Origin of the sequence: Curtobacterium sp. MCSS17_006 (assembly GCF_003234215.1) — a bacterium.
GTDB lineage: Bacteria > Actinomycetota > Actinomycetes > Actinomycetales > Microbacteriaceae > Curtobacterium > Curtobacterium flaccumfaciens.
Genome location: NZ_QKSO01000004.1, coordinates 92,992 through 112,381, shown reverse-complemented (window position 1 = coordinate 112,381; position 19,390 = coordinate 92,992). Strand labels below are relative to the sequence as shown.

13 protein-coding genes are annotated in these 19,390 nt (G+C 71.7%); 5 read left to right on the top strand and 8 right to left on the bottom strand.

From position 1 onward, the window contains the following. Positions 1-429 precede the first annotated feature (429 nt). The gene (locus DEJ21_RS05760; RefSeq protein ID WP_111223997.1) at positions 430-3,129 is read right to left on the bottom strand and encodes a LuxR family transcriptional regulator; all 2,700 of its coding nucleotides are present in this window, start codon (positions 3,127-3,129) and stop codon (positions 430-432) included. A gap of 525 nt (positions 3,130-3,654) precedes the next feature. Between DEJ21_RS05760 and DEJ21_RS05755 the strand changes: the two genes are divergently transcribed. Next, positions 3,655-5,214 (top strand): MFS transporter, encoded by a 1,560-nt coding sequence (locus tag DEJ21_RS05755; RefSeq protein ID WP_111223996.1) that lies wholly within the window; start codon positions 3,655-3,657, stop codon positions 5,212-5,214. An 18-nt stretch (positions 5,215-5,232) separates the two neighbouring features. Here the strand turns inward: DEJ21_RS05755 and DEJ21_RS05750 are convergent, their stop codons facing one another. The 4 genes from DEJ21_RS05750 to aroA all read right to left on the bottom strand — a co-directional run bounded on the left by DEJ21_RS05750 (position 5,233) and on the right by aroA (position 10,042). After that, on the bottom strand, positions 5,233-6,021 hold the full coding sequence (locus DEJ21_RS05750) for an inositol monophosphatase family protein (RefSeq protein ID WP_111223995.1): 789 nt from the start codon (positions 6,019-6,021) through the stop codon (positions 5,233-5,235). A gap of 19 nt (positions 6,022-6,040) precedes the next feature. Further along, positions 6,041-7,213 carry a hypothetical protein gene (locus DEJ21_RS05745; protein WP_146247704.1) on the bottom strand — a complete coding sequence of 391 codons (1,173 nt, stop codon included), beginning with the start codon at positions 7,211-7,213 and terminating at the stop codon, positions 6,041-6,043. 393 nt (positions 7,214-7,606) lie between these two features. Further along, positions 7,607-8,653 (bottom strand): ribosome small subunit-dependent GTPase A, encoded by a 1,047-nt coding sequence (gene rsgA / locus DEJ21_RS05740; protein WP_111223993.1) that lies wholly within the window; start codon positions 8,651-8,653, stop codon positions 7,607-7,609. 3 nt (positions 8,654-8,656) lie between these two features. Then, complete coding sequence (gene aroA / locus DEJ21_RS05735) at positions 8,657-10,042, bottom strand: 3-phosphoshikimate 1-carboxyvinyltransferase (protein ID WP_111223992.1); 1,386 nt, start codon at positions 10,040-10,042, stop codon at positions 8,657-8,659. 81 nt (positions 10,043-10,123) lie between these two features. Between aroA and DEJ21_RS05730 the strand changes: the two genes are divergently transcribed. Together DEJ21_RS05730 and DEJ21_RS05725 are read left to right on the top strand one after the other, a co-directional pair. After that, positions 10,124-10,975: a sigma-70 family RNA polymerase sigma factor gene (locus DEJ21_RS05730; RefSeq protein ID WP_111024012.1), complete on the top strand. Its 852-nt coding sequence runs from the start codon at positions 10,124-10,126 to the stop codon at positions 10,973-10,975. Next, positions 10,972-11,214 carry a zf-HC2 domain-containing protein gene (locus tag DEJ21_RS05725; RefSeq protein ID WP_027465838.1) on the top strand — a complete coding sequence of 81 codons (243 nt, stop codon included), beginning with the start codon at positions 10,972-10,974 and terminating at the stop codon, positions 11,212-11,214. Before DEJ21_RS05730 ends, DEJ21_RS05725 begins: the two co-directional genes overlap by 4 nt. 49 nt (positions 11,215-11,263) lie before the next feature. Here DEJ21_RS05725 and DEJ21_RS05720 read toward each other — a convergent pair whose 3' ends face one another. Together DEJ21_RS05720 and DEJ21_RS05715 are read right to left on the bottom strand one after the other, a co-directional pair. Further along, positions 11,264-12,682, bottom strand: coding sequence for a LamG-like jellyroll fold domain-containing protein (locus tag DEJ21_RS05720; protein ID WP_111223991.1), 1,419 nt, complete (start codon positions 12,680-12,682; stop codon positions 11,264-11,266). 71 nt (positions 12,683-12,753) lie between these two features. Beyond that, a complete protein-coding gene (locus tag DEJ21_RS05715; protein WP_111223990.1) occupies positions 12,754-13,335 on the bottom strand; it encodes a hypothetical protein in 582 nt (193 codons plus the stop codon). A 114-nt stretch (positions 13,336-13,449) separates the two neighbouring features. On the opposite strand from DEJ21_RS05715, the gene DEJ21_RS05710 reads away from it, so the two are divergent. Continuing rightward, positions 13,450-13,890 carry a GNAT family N-acetyltransferase gene (locus tag DEJ21_RS05710; protein WP_181435794.1) on the top strand — a complete coding sequence of 147 codons (441 nt, stop codon included), beginning with the start codon at positions 13,450-13,452 and terminating at the stop codon, positions 13,888-13,890. A 76-nt stretch (positions 13,891-13,966) separates the two neighbouring features. Here the strand turns inward: DEJ21_RS05710 and DEJ21_RS05705 are convergent, their stop codons facing one another. After that, positions 13,967-17,725 (bottom strand): multifunctional oxoglutarate decarboxylase/oxoglutarate dehydrogenase thiamine pyrophosphate-binding subunit/dihydrolipoyllysine-residue succinyltransferase subunit, encoded by a 3,759-nt coding sequence (locus tag DEJ21_RS05705; RefSeq protein WP_181435793.1) that lies wholly within the window; start codon positions 17,723-17,725, stop codon positions 13,967-13,969. A gap of 177 nt (positions 17,726-17,902) precedes the next feature. Here DEJ21_RS05705 and DEJ21_RS05700 point away from each other — a divergent pair, with 177 nt between their 5' ends. Beyond that, a complete protein-coding gene (locus DEJ21_RS05700; protein ID WP_110864009.1) occupies positions 17,903-19,342 on the top strand; it encodes a GuaB1 family IMP dehydrogenase-related protein in 1,440 nt (479 codons plus the stop codon). Positions 19,343-19,390 lie beyond the last annotated feature (48 nt).

Genomic DNA, 19,390 nt, shown 5'->3' with positions numbered 1-19,390 from the left:
GGTGGAAGTGGTGCGGCACCGACCGCCGTCGGGTCTGCCGCGCGTCCAGGGCCTCCCGGCCCGGGAACCGACGCCCGTCCTCGGATCAGGCGAGGACGGACGTCGGTGTCGTTGGGCCGAGGGGTTCGGGTACCGGACGGGGTACCGCGGGCTGGCCCCCGGGGGAGGGGCACGGCGGTCGGTGCAGGAGAAGCCTCACCCGCCGCCGACCACACGGCAACACCCGTCGGACGCTCTTGCGGTTCCCCGCGTGCGGGGGCACACCGCGCTGCGGTCGCGTGCGGACTCCCGCAACCGCGCGCAGACAGGAGGCCCGGTACCAGCTGGTACCGGGCCTCCCGTCCGCGCGGTCTTCGCTCTGAGCGACGCGCCAGCGGCGCGCGGACCCAGCGCCGGGCGAGCCTGCGAGCCCGGTTGGATGTGCCTCTCCTACGTGAGGAGCGCGACCAGGTGCGATCGCGACCGCGCGCCGACCTTGCGGTAGATCTGCGTGAGCCGCAGCTCCACCGTGCGCTGCGACATGAACAGCGACGAGGCGATCTCGCGGTTGCGGTAGCCCTCGGTGACCTTCTGCACCACCGCACGCTCCTCGGCGGTCAGCGACGTGAGCACCGCCGATGCGTCGGGGGCGCTGCGCGGCGTCCCGGGGAACGCCGGCGAGAGCACCGGTGCGGACCGGATCGACGACGAGCCCGTGCCGAACTGCGGCATCGCCGGAGCCGGCGCCGGCGTCACGAGCGGTCGACGCAGGCCGGCCGCCTCGTACGCCGCTGCGGCCGCCGCGCCGAGACGCGGCCGTTCCGCCGGGTTGCCGACCGCGGCCAACGCCGCGAACGTGCGAGCCCGTTCGTACTGCGAGTCGTGCGGCTGGAACAGCTCCAGCGCACGGCGACGGGCCGGCTCGCGGGTGGTGTCGTCGGCGACGAGCGCGAGGCTCCGCGCCAGCACCAGGGCACCCCAGCGTCCGGGCCGGGCGTGGTGGTCCGCCGCCAGGCGGGCCGTGATCGTCCGGGCGTCGTCGATCCGTCCGAGCCGCACGTACGCCTCGACCAGGTCGCCGAGGTGCCGGAGCACCGCGGGGTTCCGGAGCGACCGACCGATGGCGTCGGCTGCCTCGAGCGCGGTGGCTGCCTCGTCGAGGCGGCCGTCGAGCAGCAGGACCTTGCCGCGGAGCGCGTGCAGCTTCGCCGTCGCACCCCAGAGCCGACTCGTCGAACGGTGCGCGAGGCACCGGTCCACGACGTCGAGCGCCTCGGCGGAACGGCCCTCGGCGAAGTGCCGCCACGCGACGGCGATCGCCCGGGAGGGCTCACGCAACCGCTCGGCGACGGACGAACCGGACTCCCACACGTCGATCGCGCGGAGAGCCTGCCGGAAGTTCCCGGAGCGCACCTCGTTCTCGGCCGTCAGGTAGCGCGCCGCCTCGGTCCACACCGCCGCGGTCTCCTGCCCCCGGGCGAGCACGAGTGCGAACACCCGTCGCGCGCTCCGGTAGCGCTCGCCGATGCTCAGCGCGTGGGCGAGGAGCAGCAGGGCCGGGTCGGACATCGCCACGAGCTCCGACGTCGCGAGCCCGTCGTGCAGCTCGGTGTCGGGCGGCAGCACGCCGTCCACGGCGGCGATGAGCTCCCGCGCGGTCGTCGCGATCTCGAGGGTGTGCGCGGACGCCGACCCCTCGAGCGGTTCGATCCGGTGCAGCAGGTCCTTGGCCTGGTCGAGCTCCCACGCCTCGGCACGGAAGCACGCCACCATGGCCATCAGCCCGGCGACGGCGTCCACCTCGGCCGGGTCGGTCGCGTCGACGGGGACGAGCAGCTCGTCCGCGTGCACGGCGTCACCGCTGAGGTACTCGGCCGAGTACTGCAGGCGGAGCCGGCGGACCTCGTTCGGCGTCGTCCGGAACGGACGGAGCGCCGCGAGGTACCGCGCGGCGAAGCCGAGCAGGCGCTTGCCGAGCATGGCCTCCGCGACCCCGAGGAGCGCGACGTGCTCGTCCTCGGTCCCGCCACCGACGTGCAGTGCACGCTCGGTCAGGGCGATCGCGGCGTGCACGTTGCCGTCCACGACGTACGACCGTGCGGCCTGGAGCAGCGCCACCACGTCGGGGACGTCGTCGACGAAGCTCCGGTGCCACGCGGCCGACCGCGGGTCGGTCTCCGCGCTCGCCGTCGCCAGCTCGGCGTGTGCCGCACGACGGTCACGAGCGGGCATCCGCCAGTAGAGCGCGGAACGGACCAGCGGGTGCCGGACGGTGACGCTCTGGCCGCGGACGGTCGCGAGACCGGCCCCGACCAGGTCGTCCAGCTCGTCGCGGTCCCACGCCGTGGTCTTCGCGACGGGCACCAGGGCGAGCTTCGCGAGGACGTCCAGATCGCGTCCCGCGGCGGGCCCGAGTGCGAGTGCCGCGATGGCCTCGGTCGTCGGAGTGGGTCGGAGCGGGAGCACGATCGGCTCCGCGCCGGTGAGCTGCTCCCGGGTGAGCACCGCGAGCTGTTCGCGGAGCGCGCCGGGGTTGCCACCGGTCTCCTCGGCGAGGACGGCGAGGACGCCGTCGTTCGCCTCGGCCGGTGCCATGGCCCGGGCGAGGATCAGTGCCTCGTCCGAGGCCAGCGGTTCGATGCGCAGGGTCGGCAGGGCCGCGAGCGGACCGTCCGACGGCACCGAGCGGACCGTCGCCACGACGCGCAGGGCGGTGCCCGCGAGTCGTCCGGCGAGGAACGCGATGAGTTCCTGGCTCTCTGCGTCCATCCGGTCGAGGTCGTCGATGAGGACGAGCGTCGGCGGGAGGGTCAGGGCGTGCACGGCGTCGAGGAAGTCGTGCGCCGCCGCCAGCCCGGCCGTCACGGCGGCCGCGGTCCCGCCGGCCTGCAGCAGGTGGGCGATGTGCGCGGTCGCTCGGGGGTCGTCGAGCGCGGTGAACAGGGAGGTCACCCCGGCCAGTGGCCAGCGGGATTCACTCCCGTTGACACCGACCCGGACGACGGGGAGGGAAACGCGGTTCGAGACCGCGTCGAGGACGCTGCTGCGTCCGGAACCAGGGTCGCCGACCACGACCATCGCGGACTCCCGTGGGAGCACTGCGAGGGTCGCGATCCGGTCGACCTCGAGACGTCGACCGGTGAGTGCCATGACTCACCGGCCTCCGGGTCCGGAGGCGGATGCTGCGAGGAGGGCGTCGGCGAACACGGGGGTCGCTGCGACGGGGCGCACTGAGGCGGACCGGACTGCTGCACGGCGGGTGACCGTGGCGGAGTGCGGACGAGCGGCGGCGACTGAGCGCGCGCCGGAACTGTCGTGGATTGGATGCGGTCGACGAGTGTGGGTGCACTCGGTTCCGCTCGGGAACGATGATGTCATCGTCTGTATCACCCCTCGGGTTAGGGTCTTCGGACGAACACGACCGGTCTGTTCCGCCGTCCGGATCTAGGGAATCCGAGAGCATCACGTGACCTGCCGTCTGGAGCACGATAACTCAGGTACCGGTCCGCGAGGCGGACTCCCGCGACCAGATGTCCAGAACTGTGCCCCCAGTACGGGGGGCCACGACGGGGGAGTGGCACCCGCCCTCCTGACCCCGATCCGGGTCCTCCGGACGGAACCGGGGTACAGGTCTGTCCGGACCTCGTTCGTCGTCGCAGGTGTAGCCAGGACGGGATGTCCAACGCCGAACCGACCGACGCCCGCCTCGATGACCGCACCCGGTGGCGGGCCTTCGCCGTGTGCGTCGCCGTCGCGGCCCTGACGATCCTCGACCTGTCCAAGGTGAACGTCGGGCTGCCCTCGATCGAGCAGTCCCTCGGGGCCACCAGTTCGTCGCTCCAGCTCATCGTGGCGGGGTACGCGCTGGCGTTCGGCCTCGCCCTCGTGCCCGCTGGTCGGCTCGGAGACCTGAAGAGCCGACGGGTCATGTTCATCGTGGGGCTCAGCGCGTTCACCGGATCGAGCCTGCTGTGCGCCGTCGCACCGAACATCGAGGTCCTGATCGTCACGCGGATCCTGCAGGGCTTCGCCGCCGGGATCCAGATGCCCCAGGTCATCGGACTCGTGCAGCAGCTGTTCCGCGGGCCGGAGCGGGGCCGCGCGTTCGGGCTCTTCGGGGCGATGATCGGCATCTCCACCGCCCTCGGGCCGACCATCGGCGGTGGCCTCATCGCGATCGGCGGCGAGGAGTCCGGCTGGCGGCTGCTGTTCTGGATGAACGTGCCCCTCGGGATCGCCGCACTGCTCTTCGCCGTCCGCCTGCTGCCGAAGGGTGCCCAGGGGAAGGCGCAGGACCGTGAACTGGACATCGTCGGCATCCTGCTGCTCGGCGCGGCGATCATCACCCTGATGCTGCCGTTCGTGCTGACCAGCGGCGGTGGTGGTTCCGCGACCCGCTGGTTCTGGCTGGTGGGCTTCGCGGTGTTCCTCGTGCTGTTCGTGCTCTGGGAGCAGCGGTTCAAGCGGCAGGGCAAGTCGCCCGTGGTGCACTTCGAGCTCTTCCGGCTGTCGTCGTACCGCAACGGGCTGTCGATCGTCGCCGTCTACTTCGCGGCGCTGCCGGCGTCGTTCCTCATGGTCACGCTGTACCTGCAGGAGGGCCTCGGGCTCTCGCCGCTGTTCGCCGGCATGGTGAGCATCCCCTTCGCCGCGACGAGCGCCGTGGGCTCCTACATCGGCGGACGGATCGTCGACCGGGTCGGGCGGGCGCTGGTCGTCGCCGGGCTCGGGATGGTCGTCGTCGGTTTCCTGCTGCTCATGGTGGCCGCCGTCGCCACCCCGCCGGAGGTCACCCCGTGGGCGATGGCGGGCGCGTTCCTGGTCGGCGGACTCGGTGGCGGGTTCGTGGTGTCGCCGAACCAGACCCTGACCCTGGCCGAGATCCCCGTCGAGCAGTCCGGGGTGGCGGGGTCGATGCAACAGCTCGGGCAGCGTGTCGGCACCGCGATCGGCACCGCGGTCGCGACGAGCATCTTCTACGGGATCGTGCGGAGCGAGGCGGCGGGCTCGGGTTCCGGTGGGTCCGGCGCTCGGCTCGACGCGTACCACGACGCGTTCCGCAGTGGCACGACGTTCACGGTGTCGCTGATGGCGCTCGCACTGGTGCTTGCCGGTGCGGACCTGGTGGCGCGACGTCGGGCGGCGCGGCGGTCGGACGGGGACTCCGGGCACTCGGACTCGGCTGCGGGGTCCGCCGAGCGCACCGGGGCGTCCGGATCCGCCGAGCGGGGCTGACCGGCCCGCCGACCGTGCCTAGGAGTCGCGGCGGATGACCTCGACGACGGCGTTGTGCACCAGGCCGTTCGAGGCGAGGGCGCTGCCGTGCCACGGCCCGGGATCGCCGTCGAGCGAGGTGAAGCGGCCACCGGCCTCTTCGACGATGGGGACGAGAGCTGCGATGTCCCACGGCTTCAGGTCCGGTTCGCCGGCGACGTCGAGGACGCCCTCGGCCACCATCATGTACGACCACATGTCGCCGTAGGCCCGGGTGCGCCAGACCCGGCGCGACAGGTCGACGAGCGGCTCGAGGCGGTCGTCGTCGTCCCACTGCTGGATGCTGTTGTAGCTCAGGCTCACGTCGGCGAGCTCGGACACCCCGGAGACCCGGAGCGGTCCGTCCAGTGAGAACGCGCCGGACCCCTCGGCCGCCCACCAGCGCTTGCCGAGGGCGGGCGCACTGACGACGCCGAGCACCGGGCGGCCATCGACCGCGAGCGCGATGAGGGTCGCCCACACCGGCACGCCGCGCAGGTAGTTGGCGGTGCCGTCGATCGGGTCGACCACCCACTGGCGGTGTCCTTCGCTGATGGCCTCGGCCCCGGTGTCCGCCGTCGTCTCCTCGCCGAGGAACGCGTCGTCCGGTCGCTCGGCGGCGAGTCGCTCGCGCAGGGCTCGTTCGACGGCCTGGTCGGCGTCGGTGACGTGCGTGCTGTCGGCCTTCTTCGTCACGTGCAGGTCGGCGGCACGGAAGCGCTCGAGGCTGATCGCGTCGGCGGTGTCGGCGAGGGAGCGGGCGAAGTCCAGGTCGGCGCTGAGGTCCACGTCGCCCAACCTACCGTCGCTACACGGCGACGACCTCTTCTTCCTCGAGTCGGGTGACCTCGCGCTCGCGGGCGATGCGGGTCCGGCGGGCGACGAGCCCGTGCACCACGACGCAGAGCAGGAGCGCGGCGGCCAGCCAGAGGGCGAGCACGAGCGACGACCGGCCGAGCGAGGCGTCCGGGAAGTACTGCAGGTCCTGTGCGGCCTGCAGCCACGCGGCACCGCTCCAGAAGGTGTGCAGGGCGGCGAAGAACCCGGGCTGGAACGCCGGCTGGAAGATCCCGCCGGACGACGTGAAGTTCAGCATCACGAACAGCATCGTGAGGATCGGGGTGGTCCACCGGCCGAGCACGGGGTGCAGCCCGACGCCGAGCGCGACGATGATCGCGTCGTAGAGCCAGGCGAACAGGAACACCTGCCAGTGGTGGGTGGTGATGACGCCGTAGATCGGTCCGGCGACGATCACACCGATGCCGGCGACGACCCCCGCGGTGGCGAGCCCGATGACCGCGGTCCACACGGCACGGAGCTTCGTCGCGACCGAGGCCACGGCGATCGCGGACGCGTACCCGCCGACGCTCAGGGCCACGAGCAGGAAGAACAGCCCCTGGCCTGTGGTGTCCTGGTCGCCCGTGGGCACGACGTCGACGACCCGGAACGGCACGTGCTGGTCGTAGGCGATCGGCAGGAACACCTTCTGCGCGGCGCTCGCGGTGGTCTCCGACGCGGCGGTCGAGACGTAGAGCGTGGCACCCGTCGCCGTCGGTGCGTACACGGCGGCGAGGTCGCGGTCGCGCACCTGCTGCTCGGCAGCCTTCGTCGAGGCGACGACGTGGGCCACGAGGGCGCCGTCGGACTGGTCGGTCACGGTCTGGGCGAACACCTGGGTGGCCGCGCCCTGGCCGACGATGCCGACCGGCAGTTCCTGCGGGGCCGGGGCGTGGAAGGCACCGAGGTAGGCCAGGCCCATGCCGGCGGCCAGGAACAGCGGCACGAGGATGTGCGAGGCGAACGTCCGCAGCACGCGACCGAGGCCGGCGGGGCGCAGGACGCTGTCGGACCGCTGCGGCTTCGGGCCTCGTGGGGACTTGTGGGTGGGGGAGTGGTGCGCGTGCGACGTCGTCGTCGTGCTCGGGGACGGGGCGTCGACAGCGGGGGTCGGCGCAAAGTTGTACTTTGCAACTTCAGACACGACCGCAACTGTACAACCCCGATGCGCGCTTGTCGACGCCGGCCCGGTGCCGAGGCACTGTCCGGTGCGAGGTTGCCCACTCCGTGCGAGGCCCGCGAGCCCGCACGGAGTGCCCAACCTCGCACCGTTCAAGCGCCCCTTGCACGGTGCGAGGTCTGCACCGTGCGAGGGGCGCGGCAACCGGAGTGGTCACGACTCACCGCGCGCCGGCGCTCGAGTGGTCACGAAGTGTCGGGTGCCGCCCCCTCCAGCCGACAGTTCGCGACCCCTCGACGCACACACCGCGGGGTGTCGTGACCAGCCGCCGCCCGCCCGCCCGGCCGGCACTGACCAGCGCCGACTGCCCGGCCGGCACGACCAGCTGCCAACCACCCGGCCAGCACCCCCGACGCGCTACTCGGAACCGGGGTCGGACGCGCCCATCCCGGTCAGCAGCGCCCTGAACGAGTCGAGCCGCTCCACGCCGGTCGGCCCGAGCTCCCCGTCCTGCACCCGGTCGACGATCTCCCAGTCGTGCGCCTGCGCCAACGGGATGCCGTCCCGCGCGGGCAGCACCGGCACGGCGTGCGACGCGAACGCCCGGAAGACGTTCGCGGGGTCGACGTGCCCCAGGCCGAAGGACCGCACACCCGGCGTGTCGATGATCCACCCGCCGTCACGGACCTGCAGCGCGATCGACGACGACGACGTGTGCCGCCCCCGACCGGTCACGGAGTTCACGACCCCGATCGCCCGCGTCGACCCGGTCAGGGCGTTCACCAGCGTCGACTTGCCGACACCGGAGTGCCCGACGGTCACGGTCACCTTGTCGTCCAGGAGCTCGTGCAGCGCCTCGAACGGGACGTCGTCCGATCGGCTCGTCACGATCCGCAGGTCCAGGCAGGCGAAGTGCGCCAGGAACGCAGCGGGGTCGGCGAGGTCGGTCTTCGTGATGCAGAGGATCGGGTCGAGGCCGGCGTCGAACGCGGCCACCAGGTACCGGTCGATCAGGCGGGTGCGCGGCTCGGGGTCGGCGGCGGCCACCACGATGAGCATCTGGTCGGCGTTCGCCACGATGACGCGCTCGACCTCGTCGGAGTCGTCGGCACTCCGTCGCAGCAGTGTGGTGCGCTCGGCGACCTTCACGATGCGTGCGAGCGACCCGGGGTCGCCGGAGACGTCGCCGACGAGCGACACGTGGTCGCCCGTGACGACGGACTTCTTGCCGAGCTCGCGGGCCTTCGTCGCGGTGATGACGTGGTCGTCGATCAGCACGCCGAACCGCCCGCGGTCGACGTTCGTCACCCACCCGACGGGGGCGTCGTCGTACGTCGGCCGGGTCTTCGTGCGCGGCCGGTTGCCCTTCGGGTTCGGACGCACCCGGACGCTCGACTCGTCGTACTGCCCGTACGGCTCGTCCGCGTCGGAGTCGTCACCGTCGGCGTCGTCCCACCAGCTCATGCGTCAGTCCCCACTCACCGGTGCGGCGGTCACCGAGGACGCCACGAGCGCGGCCCACAGCTCCGGGAACTGCGGCAGCGTCTTCGCGGTCGACCCGATGTCGTCGACGGCGACGCCGTCGACGACGAGGCCCACGATCGCCCCCGCGGTCGCCATCCGGTGGTCGTCGTACGCGCCCCAGGCGCTGCCGTGGAGCGGCGCCGGCTCGATCCGCAGGCCGTCGTCGAGTTCGTGCACCGCGCCTCCAGACCGGTTGAGGTCCGCCGCCAGCGCGGCCAGGCGGTCCGTCTCGTGGCCCCGCAGGTGGCCGATGCCGGTGATCTCGCTCGGTGCGTCCGCCAGCGCGGCCAGCGCGACGAGCGCCGGGGCGAGTTCGCCGCCGCGGCTCAGGTCGAGTTCGAGACCCGGCAAGGAGGCCCCACCCCGGATCCCGACGCCGCCGTCGACGACCAGGTCGTCACCGTCACGGGCCACGCTCGCCCCCCACAGGGGCAGGAGCGTCTCGAGGTCGGCACCGACCTGCGTCGTGTCGGTGGGCCAGGTGCGGATGCGGACCGTGCCGCCGGCGACGAGCGCGGCGACCGCGAACGGCGCGGCGTTGGACAGGTCGGGCTCGATCGTGACGTCACGCGCGCCGATCGGGCCGGGGTGCACGACCCACTCGCCGACCGACGGCTCGTCGACCCGGATGCCGCGGGCACGGAGCGCCGCGACGGTCATCTCGATGTGCGGCATGCTCGGCAGGCGTTCGCCGACGTGGGTGAGGTGCAGGCCCTCGTCGAAGCGGGGGGCCGACAGCAGCAGGCCGGAGACGAACTGCGAGGACGCCGACGCGTCGATCGTCAGGGCACCACCGCGAACCGAGCCGGTGCCGGTGAACGAGAACGGCATCGAACCGCCGCCGTCGTCCGTGACGTCGACACCGAGGTCCACGAGTCCCTGCACGATGGCGCGCATCGGTCGCTTGCGGGCGTAGGGGTCGCCGTCGACCGTGACGGGACCGACGGCCAGGGCGGCGAGCGGCGGCAGGAAGCGCATCACGGTGCCGGCCAGCCCGCAGTCCAGGCGGACGTCGCCGTGCATCGGGGCGGGCGTGATCCGGAGGTCCGGGCCGTAGGGGTTCGGGGCGGTGCCGGCCGCTGGCTCGAGCTCCTCGATGCCGACGCCGAGCGCACGGAGGCCCGCGGTCATCAGCGCCGAGTCACGGGAGTGCAGCGGGAGCCGGATCGTCGAGGGGCCGTCCGCGAGGGCCGCGAGCACGAGCTCCCGGTTCGTCAGCGACTTCGACCCGGGCAGCGCGACGTCGCCGCGCAGCGGACCCCCTGCGACCGGGGCGATCCAGGGGTCGGCGGGCTGGGCCCCGCTGTGGGAATGCGTCGTGTCTGCCATCGGTTCACCAGGGTACTGAACGCACCGGGAGGATCAGTGGCGACAGCAACACTCGCACGAGAGCGGACCGGCACGGCAACCGTGCTGACCGCGGTGCCGACGACGCTCGGCACGCTCGGCCTAGACTTGGCGGCGATGACGACCGACGAACCGCAGGCAGCTCCGCACCACCTGGTCGACGAGACCGAGGTGCAGCTCGACGCCGTCGAAGAGGAGCACGAAGCCCTCGACGACGCCGCAGACGAGCCGGTGGACGCGAAGACCGTCTCCGAGGCGGAGCTGCGGTCCCTGTTCGAGGACCAGGCCCTGCCCTTCATGGACCAGCTCTACGGCGCGGCCATGCGGATGACCCGCAACCCGGCCGACGCGTCGGACCTGGTGCAGGAGACGTTCGTCAAGGCCTTCGCCGCGTTCCGCCAGTTCAAGCAGGGCACGAACCTGAAGGCCTGGCTGTACCGGATCCTCACGAACACGTTCATCAACACGTACCGCAAGAACCAGCGGAACCCGTACCAGGGCACCATCGACGAGCTCGAGGACTGGCAGCTGGGCGGCGCGGAGAGCGTCACCCAGTCGATCTCCGCCCGGTCCGCCGAGGCCGACGCGATCGACCACCTGCCGTCCTCCGCCGTGAAGGACGCCCTGCAGGCCATCCCGGAGGACTTCCGGATGGCCGTGTACTTCGCCGACGTCGAAGGCTTCTCGTACCAGGAGATCGCGGACATCATGAAGACCCCCGTGGGGACGGTCATGAGCCGCCTCCACCGTGGCCGCCGGCTCCTCCGTGGGCTCCTGGCGGACCACGCCCGTGAGACCGGCATCGTCCCGGACGCAGCGTCGACGGCGACGATGCGTGGACGGGGACGAGGCGCGGCACAGACGACGAAGGCAACCGCGGCCACGGGTCGCACCGGACGGAAGGACGCACGATGAGCGGCTGCGACTGCTCGAAGGCGAAGGCCGAGCTCGAGGAGTTCCTGCACGACGAGCTCCGGCACGAGGACGCTGCGGACATCCGTGAGCACATGGATGGCTGCGAGGACTGCCAGACCGAGCACCGCGTCGGCGTCGTGCTCATGGAGACCGTCCGTCGTGCCTGCAAGGAGACCGCTCCCGACCAGCTGCGCAGCGAGATCCTCGCGCGGATCCGGGTGGAGCAGGCGACACACTGACCGCATCGTCCGGCGATCGGGCACCCGGGTGCTCGGACGGCGGGGCGGTTCAGCGTCCTGCCTGGTGGTGGGCCGCGATCGACGCCCCGTCGAGGACCCGGTCGTACACGCGCACGGTGTCGACGTCGCCGCGGAACGTGTAGTCCGACGGCTGCCCGCCCCACGGGTCGAGTGACTCACGGCCGACGCGCCAGTAGCCGTTGTACTGGTTCGCGCCGGCGACGTCGGTCCGCGTGCCGACCAGGGTGCCGTCGAGCCACACCTCGGCGCGGCCGGCACGGAAGGTCCCGACCGCGTGGTGCCACTGCCCGTCGTCCACCCGCGTCGCCGAACCCGTCGTGAACCGGAACCCGCCGTTCGCCCCCTGGACGCCGTACATGAGCTGGCCAGAGGCTCCGACGTAGAGGTGACGGTCCTTGTTGGGGGATGCAGCGTTCTGACTCGAGCTGAACCCGAGGATCCGGCCACCGGCGCGCTCGGTCCGGAACCAGGCCTCGATCGAGAAGACCTGGGGTGCCGGCACCGCCGCGTTCGTGGCGATGCGGCTGTCGTCCGCCTCCAGGTGCATCGATGGGTTCCCGGAGCACGGGTCGTCGTTCCGGGTGGGTCCGAGCCGGCTGGTGCCGTCCGCGCCGTGTCCGCTCCTGTCGCGGACGGCGGTGCCGCCCTTCTCGTCGAAGTCCCACGCCAGGACGGGCGCGTCGAGCGGTCGTGCGAAACACGGGAACGACTGCGTCCGGAGTGACGACGCTGTGGCGGTCGTGCCGCTGAACCCGGCTCCGGCGACCACGGTCAGGGCGACCGCCGTCACCGCGACCGCGGCCATGGTCGGCAGCGCCCACGAGGAGCACCGTCCGGACGCGACCCCGGGGGCACCGCGGGTGACCGCCGGGCTGGTGGTGTCCCATCGGGGTGCACCGCACCGCGGGCACGGCAGCCCGGCCATGACCCCCCGGTCCGCGCGAGCGGCGACGACGAGCACCGCAGTGGCAGCGGCGGCGAGCAGGAGGGTGGTCCAGGACTGCTCGCGGACCCAGACTCCGGGCAGCCCGACGCCCGGGAACCGCAGCAGCCCCACCCCGAGGACGGCGTCCGGCGAGACGGCGGTCCGGTCCGCGGTGGGGTTCGCATCCCCGCGCAGGCGGAGCGCCCCGTCCTGTTCGATGCGCTCGAGGCGGTGCAGCCGGAGCCGGTCATCGTGGTCGGGATCGGAGACGAGCAGGACGCGTCCGACCTCGAACGCGTCGGCACCGACGGGCACGGCGGCGACGACGTCCCCGGTCCGGATGCCCGGGGCCATCGAGTCGGAGACGACCGTCGTGACGTGCCACCCGAGCGCCGTCGGGAGCGACGACCACAGCGCGAGGAGCAGGACGGACCAGAGCACGATGCGAGCCGAGACCGCGAGGAGCAGCCGAGGGACGTCGCCGACGCACCGGGGCATCCGGTGGGTGACGGTGGTCGACATGGGCTGCTCCTCGCGGCGGGTCAGGATCGGGATCGTGGTCGTGGTCTTCGTCGCGCTCGGCGTGGTCGCGGTCAGTCCGTCTGGGCTTCCCAGACGAACGTCGTGGCCGCCTCGGACGACTGCACGGTGTTCGGCGCGGCCTGCGAGAGGTCGTAGCTGAAGCGGTAGGTCGTGCTGTCGTTGTCGATGGCGGGAGTCCACGCGCCGAGTCCGGTGCCGAAGGAGTCGGCGTCCATCAGGTCGGCCAGTGTTCCCTCGTGGATGGTCGTCCCGGCGGTGAACGTGCTGCAGTCCCCGGCGGTGCCGAGGGTGCCGCGCTCGACGGTCATGCCGACGTACTGCGCCAGTTCGTCGGCGTCGGCCTGCTGGTCGGTGTAGACCTTCACGGTCGACGGGTTGGTGGTCTCGGCCGTGACGGTGATGCAGTTCGAGCCGGAGGACCCGGGGACCAGGTCGTCCTCGTCGAACATCGCGACGCCCTTGTCGTCGTCGGTGAGCGCGACGGCGCCGGTGCGCCAGTTGTTCACGCCGTTGTCGGTGCTGCTCGAGAAGGCGGCGTACGAGGCCGTGGCGATGAGGGCACCGCTCGCGACGACGGCGAGCGGGAAGGCGATCCAGGCGGCGGTGCGGCCGTGGCGGGAGGTGATGTGCATGGCTGTCCTGTCGGTCGGTTCACCCGGCGGGTGATATGACAGCAGCGTATATGAATATCAGTTGTTATGGAACCCCGTCGCAACACGACCGACGGCCCGGGTAGGTTGGCCGACATGACCCTCTCCGTCGAGTCGACCACCACCTGGTCCGACACGGACGTCGCCGACGTCGCCGCCCTCGTCCGCCTGCTCGGTCACGACGTCGACGACGCGTCGATGCGCGCCCGCCTCGAACGGCTCACCCCCGAAGCCGGCCACCGCACGTGGGTGGTCCGCGGTGACGACGACCGGGTCGTCGCGGTCGCCGGCGCGCAGGTCACGTGGGCGTACGCCAGCGACGAGCCGACGGCGCAGCTGCTGCTGCTGGTCGTCGACGACACGGTTAGGAGGCTCGGCACCGGTTCCGCGCTCATCGGCACGTTCGAAGCATGGGCGGTCGAGCAGGGCGCTCGTCGCCTCAGCGCCGTCAGCGCGGCCGCGACGGACAGCGCGCACCGGTTCTACCAGAAGCGCGGGTACCACGACGCCGGGGTGCGGTACACGAAGATCGCGTAGCGCCGCCTCCCTGGCGAACGTCGAAGCGCCCCGTGCAGGAGTCCCTCGGACTCCCGCACGGGGCGCTTGCTCGTGACTAGGCCGACGCGCTCAGCGCCGTGTCGATGACGTCGGCGGCCTCCTGCGCGGAGCGCTTCGAGGATCCCGTGGCCGGTGCGGCACTCGCCGAGCGGGCCGCGACGGACAACGGTCGGCCGCCCAGGTGCGGCGACAGGTTCATGCAGACGAACGGCCAGGCGCCCTGGTTCTCCGGCTCCTCCTGCGCCCACACCACGTCGGCGTCCGGGTAGCCCGCCAGGACCTCGAGGATGCGGTCGAGGGGGAGCGGTGCGAGCTGCTCGAGGCGGACGAGTGCGACGTCGGTGACCCCGCGCTTGTCGACCTCGGCACGCAGGTCGTGGTGCACCTTGCCGGAGTGCAGCACCACGCGACGCACGGCGCGCTTGTCGGTGATCCGCGCGTCGTCCAGCACGGGCTCGAAGGTTCCGGTCGTGAAGTCCTCGACCGCGCTCGTCGCCTGGCGGAGCCGGAGCATCGCCTTCGGGGAGAACACGATGAGCGGCTTCTGCGGACGGGCCCAGGCCTGCCGGCGGAGCAGGTGGAAGTACGACGCCGGGGTCGACGGGCGCGCGACGATCATGTTGTCCTCGGCGCACAGCTGCAGGTAACGCTCGATGCGCGCCGACGAGTGGTCCGGCCCCTGGCCCTCGTACCCGTGCGGCAGCAGCAGGACGAGGCCGGAGCGCTGTCCCCACTTCTGCTCGGCGGACGAGATGAACTCGTCGATGACGATCTGGGCGCCGTTCGCGAAGTCGCCGAACTGCGCCTCCCAGAGCACGAGGGACTCGGGACGCTCCACCGAGTAGCCGTACTCGAAGGCCATCGCCGCGTACTCGCTCAGCAGCGAGTCGTACACGTAGAACCGGGCCTGGTCCTCGGTGAGGTTCGACAGCGGCAGCCACTCCTGGCCGTTCACCCGGTCGTGGAACACCGACTGGCGCTGGACGAAGGTGCCGCGTCGGGCGTCCTGTCCGGCGAGGCGGACGGGCTTGCCCTCGACCAGGATCGAGCCGATCGCCATGAGCTCGGCCATCGCCCAGTCGATGCCGCCGTTGCGCGTCATCTCGGTGCGCTTGGTCAGCAACTGCTGCAGCTTCGGGTGGATCGAGAACCCGGCGGGCGGGTTGCTGTGCGCGTCGCCGATCGCCCGGACGAGCTCCTCGGACACGGCGGTCTCGTGCACCTCGACCTCGGAGTCGTCGCGCTGCGCGGCCGGGCGTTCGAGCCCCTGCACCGCACCGTCGTCGTCGACCTCGATGACCGGGATGGTGCCGGTCTGTGCCTCGTGCGTCTCGGCGAAGGCGCGTTCCAGGCGGTCCTGGAAGTCGCGGTGCGCTTCGTCGTACTCCTCTTGCGTGATGTCACCGCGGCCGACGAGGGCCTCGGTGTACAGCGTGCGGACGGAGCGCTTCGCCTCGATGAGGTTGTACATCAGCGGCTGCGTCATCGAGGGGTCGTCGCCCTCGTTGTGCCCACGACGGCGGTAGCAGATCAGGTCGATCACGACGTCGCGGTGGAACTCCTCGCGGTACGCGAAGGCGAGTTCGGCGACGCGGGCGACGGCCTCGGGGTCATCACCGTTCACGTGGAAGATCGGTGCCTGGATCGTCTTCGCGACGTCGGTGGAGTACACCGAGCTGCGCGCGGACTCGGGCGGGGTGGTGAACCCGACCTGGTTGTTGATGACGAGGTGGACCGTGCCGCCGGTGCGGTAGCCGCGGAGCTGCGACATCTGCAGCGTCTCGACGACCACGCCCTGGCCGGCCATCGCCGCGTCACCGTGCACGAGCACGGGGAGCACACCGAAGCTGCCGGGGGCCTCGCGGTCCTGCTTGGCGCGGACGATCCCCTCGAGCACGCCGTCGACGGCTTCGAGGTGGGACGGGTTCGCGGCGATCGTCACCGGGATGCTCGAGCCGTCGGACGTGCGGAACACGCCCTCGGTGCCGACGTGGTACTTCACGTCGCCGGAGCCCTGACCGGAAACCGTTCCCGGCAGCGAGGACCCCTCGAACTCACGGAAGATCTGCCCGTAGGTCTTGCCGGCGATGTTCGTCAGCACGTTCAGGCGGCCGCGGTGGGCCATGCCGATCGCGACCTCGGCCAGTCCGGCTCCGGCGGCGTGCTGGATCAGGGTGTCGAGGAAGGCGATGGTGGACTCGCCGCCCTCGAGCGAGAAGCGCTTCTGGCCGACGTACTTCGTCTGCAGGAAGGTCTCGAACGCCTCGGCCTCGTTGAGCTTGCCGAGGACGCGGAGCTGCTCTTCCTTCGAGGGCTTCGAGTACGGCACCTCGATACGCTCCTGCACCCAGCGACGCTGTTCCGGGTCCTGGATGTGCATGTACTCGATGCCGACCGTGCGGCAGTAGGCGTCGCGCAGGATCCCGAGGACGTCGCGCAGCGGTGCCGAGGTGGTGCCGGCCAGCCCGCCGGTGACGAACTCGCGGTCGAGGTCCCAGAAGGTCAGCCCGTGGCTCTCGATCTCGAGGTCGGGGTGCGTGCGCTGGCGGTACTCGAGCGGGTCGATGTCGGCCATCAGGTGCCCACGGACGCGGAAGCTGTTGATGAGCTCCTGCACGCGGGCGGTCTTGTTCACCCGGTGCGCCAGGTCGACGTTGATGTCGTTGGCCCACTGGATCGGCTTGTACGGGATCCGGAGCGCCGCGAAGATGCCGTCGTAGAAGCCGTGCTCGCCGATCAGGCGCTCGTGCACGTGCTTGAGGTACTCGCCCGAACCGGCGCCCTGGATGACGCGGTGGTCGTAGGTGCTCGTCAGCGTGATGGTCTTGCCGATGCCCAACTCGACCAGGGTCTTCGACGCCGATCCCTGGAACTGCGCCGGGTACTCCAGGGCACCGGCGCCGATGATCGAGCCCTGCCCCTTCGTCAGACGGGGGACCGAGTGCACGGTGCCGATGCCGCCCGGGTTGGTGAGCGAGATCGTCGTGCCCTGGAAGTCCGCCGGGGTGAGCTTGTTGTCACGGGCGCGCTTGACGAGGTCCTCGTAGGCGGAGAGGAACTGGCCGAACGTCAGGGTCTCCGCGCGCTTGATGCTCGGCACCAGGAGCGAGCGGGTGCCGTCCTTCTTCGGGACGTCGATCGCGATGCCGAGGTTGACGTGCGCCGGGGTGACGACGAACGGCTTGCCGTCGCGCTCCTCGTAGAAGACGTTCTGGCTCGGGAAGTCCTTGATCGCCTGCACCATCGCCCACCCGATCAGGTGCGTGAAGGAGATCTTGCCGCCGCGGGCGCGTCGCAGGTGGTTGTTGATGACGATCCGGTTGTCGATCATCAGCTTCGCGGGGATGGTGCGGACGCTCGTGGCGGTCGGGACCGTCAGCGAGGCGTCCATGTTCGACGCCAGGGTCTTCGCCATGCCCCGGAGCGGGGTCGCCACGTCCTCGTGGGTCTCCTCGTGGTCGTCGGCGGCGTCGTTCGCCTCGGCCGGGATCGGCTGCGGTGCCGGCTGGCGCGAGGTGGTCTTCGCCTGGATCGGGCCCGACTTCGCCTCGCCCGGGGTGTCACCGGTCGCGGGCTGCTGCGTCGACGACTGCTGCTGGGTCGGTGCCTGCTGTGCAGCCGGCGTCTGCTGCGCGGGGGCCCCCGCCGGAGCGTCACCGACCTGCGTGCGGTGGTAGCTCTCGAGGACCGGCCACCAGGACTTGTCGACCGACTCCTTGTCCGCGACGAACTGCTCGTAGAGCTCGTCGACGAGCCACTCGTTCGCCCCGAATTCGCCCGCGGTCTCGTCCGTTCCGGTCAGATGGCTCGACACAGCCGATCGCCCACTCTCCGTCGATAGATGCTCGTGTGTGTCGTGCGGAGCAACCCTGCGCCGCACAGGTGCCAAGCCTAGCCGCTCCGACATGTCCGTTCCGTGTCAGCCGCGGCGCGAGTCGGCAGCCCACGAGCACCCGGTCGGGGCCCTGACGAGAGCCGTACAGTGGAGCGCATGAGGTTCTACGAGACGCGGCCGACGCACGACCTGACCTACTCCGACGTCTTCCTCGTCCCGAGCCGTTCCGGCGTGACGAGCCGCTTCGACGTCGACCTGGCGGCGAACGACGGCAGCGGTGCCACGATCCCGATCGTCAGCGCCAACATGAACTCCGTCACCGGCCCCCGGCTCGCCGCCACCCTGGCCCGCCGCGGTGGTCTGGGCGTGCTGCCGCAGGACATGCACCTGCAGGACCTCGACGCCGCGATCCGCTGGGTGAAGGACCAGCCGGTCGACTTCGACACAGCCTACGACATGGGCGCGCAGACCACCGTCGCCGAGGCCCTCGAGCAGCTCCTGCCGGTGGCCGGCCGTGGTGTGGTCGTTCGCGACGCCGACGGGGAGTACCTGGGCTGCGTGCCCGCGACCCGCCTCGGCACCGCCGGCCCCGACGCCGTCCTCGGTGACCTGCTGCACGGCGCCTCGACAGCGATCGACGCCGAGGACGCCGGCACCCCCCGCCACGTGTACGACGTGCTCTCGGCCGCCGAGGTCGACTTCGCGCCGGTGATGCGGCACGGCCGGGTCGTCGGCACCACGAGCCAGACGAGCGCGATCCGCTCGGACATCTACACGCCCGCCGTCGACGGTTCCGGACGGCTCCGGGTCGCCGCCGCGCTCGGCATCAACGGCGACGTCGCGGCCAAGGCGAAGGCGCTGGCGGCCGCGGGCGTGGACGTCCTGGTCCTCGACACCGCGCACGGCCACCAGGACGGCATGCTCCGCGCACTCCGCACGGTCGCGTCGCTGCAGCTCGGCATCCCGCTCGTCGCCGGCAACGTCGTCACCGCCGACGCCGTCGCGCACCTGGTCGGGGCCGGAGCGGACATCATCAAGGTCGGCGTCGGCCCTGGTGCCATGTGCACCACCCGCATGATGACCGCCGTCGGTCGTCCGCAGTTCTCCGCCGTGCTCGAGACCGCCGCGGCGGCCCGCTCGCTCGGCGCACACGTGTGGGCGGACGGCGGGGTGCGCTACCCGCGCGACGTCGCCCTCGCGCTGGCAGCCGGGGCGTCCGCCGTCATGATCGGCTCGTGGTTCGCCGGCACGCTCGAGGCCCCCGGCGTCCTGCGTCGTGACGCCGCCGGCAAGGCGTACAAGGAGAGCTGGGGCATGGCCTCGGCCAAGGCCGTGCGTGAGCGGTTCGAGCGGCTCGACCCGTACGAGCGGGCCCGCAAGGCGCTCTTCGCCGAGGGGATCTCGTCGTCGACGATCTACCTCGACCCGGAGCGCCCGAGCGTCGAGGACCTGCTCGACATGATCACCACCGGCGTCCGCAGCTCCGCCACCTACGCGGGCGCGTCGTCCCTCGCCGAGTTCTCCGAGCGGGCGCTGGTCGGCATCCAGTCCGCCGCCGGGTACGAGGAAGGCAAGCCCCTGCCCGTCAGCTGGTAGCGCGGACGGGGCGCGCGTCGCCCTGGTCGCGACCACGAACGGACGGGA

Coding starts and splice junctions, on each gene's coding strand:
- DEJ21_RS05760 (WP_111223997.1), bottom strand. CDS start 3,129: ATGGCACTCACCGGTCGACGTCTCGAGGTCGACCGGATCGCGACCCTC.
- DEJ21_RS05710 (WP_181435794.1), top strand. CDS start 13,450: ATGACCCTCTCCGTCGAGTCGACCACCACCTGGTCCGACACGGACGTC.
- rsgA (WP_111223993.1), bottom strand. CDS start 8,653: ATGAGCTGGTGGGACGACGCCGACGGTGACGACTCCGACGCGGACGAG.
- DEJ21_RS05725 (WP_027465838.1), top strand. CDS start 10,972: ATGAGCGGCTGCGACTGCTCGAAGGCGAAGGCCGAGCTCGAGGAGTTC.
- DEJ21_RS05700 (WP_110864009.1), top strand. CDS start 17,903: ATGAGGTTCTACGAGACGCGGCCGACGCACGACCTGACCTACTCCGAC.
- DEJ21_RS05715 (WP_111223990.1), bottom strand. CDS start 13,335: ATGCACATCACCTCCCGCCACGGCCGCACCGCCGCCTGGATCGCCTTC.
- DEJ21_RS05720 (WP_111223991.1), bottom strand. CDS start 12,682: ATGTCGACCACCGTCACCCACCGGATGCCCCGGTGCGTCGGCGACGTC.
- aroA (WP_111223992.1), bottom strand. CDS start 10,042: ATGGCAGACACGACGCATTCCCACAGCGGGGCCCAGCCCGCCGACCCC.
- DEJ21_RS05755 (WP_111223996.1), top strand. CDS start 3,655: ATGTCCAACGCCGAACCGACCGACGCCCGCCTCGATGACCGCACCCGG.